This is a genomic window from Atopobacter phocae ATCC BAA-285 (genome assembly GCF_000526675.1).
Taxonomy (GTDB): domain Bacteria; phylum Bacillota; class Bacilli; order Lactobacillales; family Aerococcaceae; genus Atopobacter; species Atopobacter phocae.
Genome location: NZ_JAGN01000079.1, coordinates 1 through 1,478, shown reverse-complemented (window position 1 = coordinate 1,478; position 1,478 = coordinate 1). Strand labels below are relative to the sequence as shown.

General features: G+C 29.2%; 2 protein-coding genes. Both read right to left on the bottom strand.

What is annotated here, in order from left to right:
* Positions 1 to 59: 59 nt before the first annotated feature.
* Complete coding sequence (locus L866_RS0108225; RefSeq protein WP_025730907.1) at positions 60 to 518, bottom strand: hypothetical protein; 459 nt, start codon at positions 516 to 518, stop codon at positions 60 to 62.
* Between the two features lie 386 nt (positions 519 to 904).
* Entirely contained in the window at positions 905 to 1,399 is a 495-nt protein-coding gene (locus L866_RS0108220) for an NUDIX domain-containing protein (protein ID WP_035446511.1), read from the bottom strand.
* Positions 1,400 to 1,478: the final 79 nt, after the last annotated feature.

The window sequence follows — 1,478 nt, the reverse complement described above, 5'->3', positions numbered from 1 at the left end:
GATCAGTTCTAAAAGAAAGTATATCAAGTTTAACCAGTAAGAGAGTATAGAACATTGTACTAGAAACTTTTACACAAGATTATGGACTTGACTTTGATATTACTATTTTTTTCTTTATTTATAAAAGGTAAACTTTTACATTCAATTTTTTCATTTATTTTATCTTTTAGCTTTTTAAATCGATCAATCAACTCATTCCAATTTTCTTCCTTAGTTATAAAATTGACTAAATCTACATAAATATATGGATGTAATAAAGTTAATGGTCTATACGATTCTTTTGATTTATTGGTCTGAAGTATGTAATTAATATTTGAACAATCTGAATATTTTCGTTTTAATAATAATGATTCTTTTTCCTCTAATTCTTTATTATCCAATGTTTCTATGCCTACTTTTAGTAAGTATCTTAAATCGAAATAACTAGGTAATCCTTTAGAAAAATAGTTTTGAGGTTTTAAAAAAAATTCTTTAGCCTTCACATGATTCATTTCAGTGATTAAAATGATTGACTCCATTTTACCTCCTTTAATCAGCAAATATTAGTTTATTACAAATATTTACGATTCACTATAACAGCCAATTAAATTTTATAAAATATTTTTTTGAATATAAAGGATGAACTATGAAAATTGTGTATACTTCATTCCCAAATCATTTTTTATGTAGAGGACGGTACTTCTTCATTTAGACCAAGTACACATGGGCTATAGTTTAAGTCTCATAATAGAAAATAATGATTAGATTTATATCCATGAATGAAATTATAATAATTGCTAACAACATAAATTCTTTAAGTAGTATCTTTTTAAACATCTGCTCCTTCTCTTAATACCAATTTTATGACCTCATTAATATTTCTCTAAGTTATACTTTAACGTGTCTTTTTTCAATTAGCATTAGATTACGCAAATATCCCCTTCACGCTTTTCAACACTGGCATCTCTCGGTTATAAAGCAATCTTCCTAACCGGCTATCTCGACTTGCTTCATACATTTGAATGGCTTCGTTATAACTTAACTTTAAAGTCGATAAATGCAAATGATTCTTTTCATTGCTAGTGAGCTGTGTTGGTCCAATTGATTGAACGCGACACAAGAAATAATGATTCATATTATGTCGATGAATGAAATTATAATAATCGCTAACGACACCAATTTTTCTAATGATTTCTACACACGCGCCTAATTCTTCGATTAACTCGCGTTGGATTGCTTCTTCTAATGTTTCACCAGGTTCTACTCCACCACCTGCTGTTTCAATCACTGTAACATTGCCAAAATCATCATCCCGCTCTGCTTTTAAGAAATAAAAATATCCTTGTTCGTCAAAAACAATGGCTCGTGCTATTTGTCGATCGTGAGTAATCGATTCAAGCGGCCATTCAGTCAAGTCCATAATCTTGTGTAAAAGTTTCTAGTACAATGTTCTATACTCTCTTACTGGTTAAACTTGATATACTTTCTTTTAGAACTGA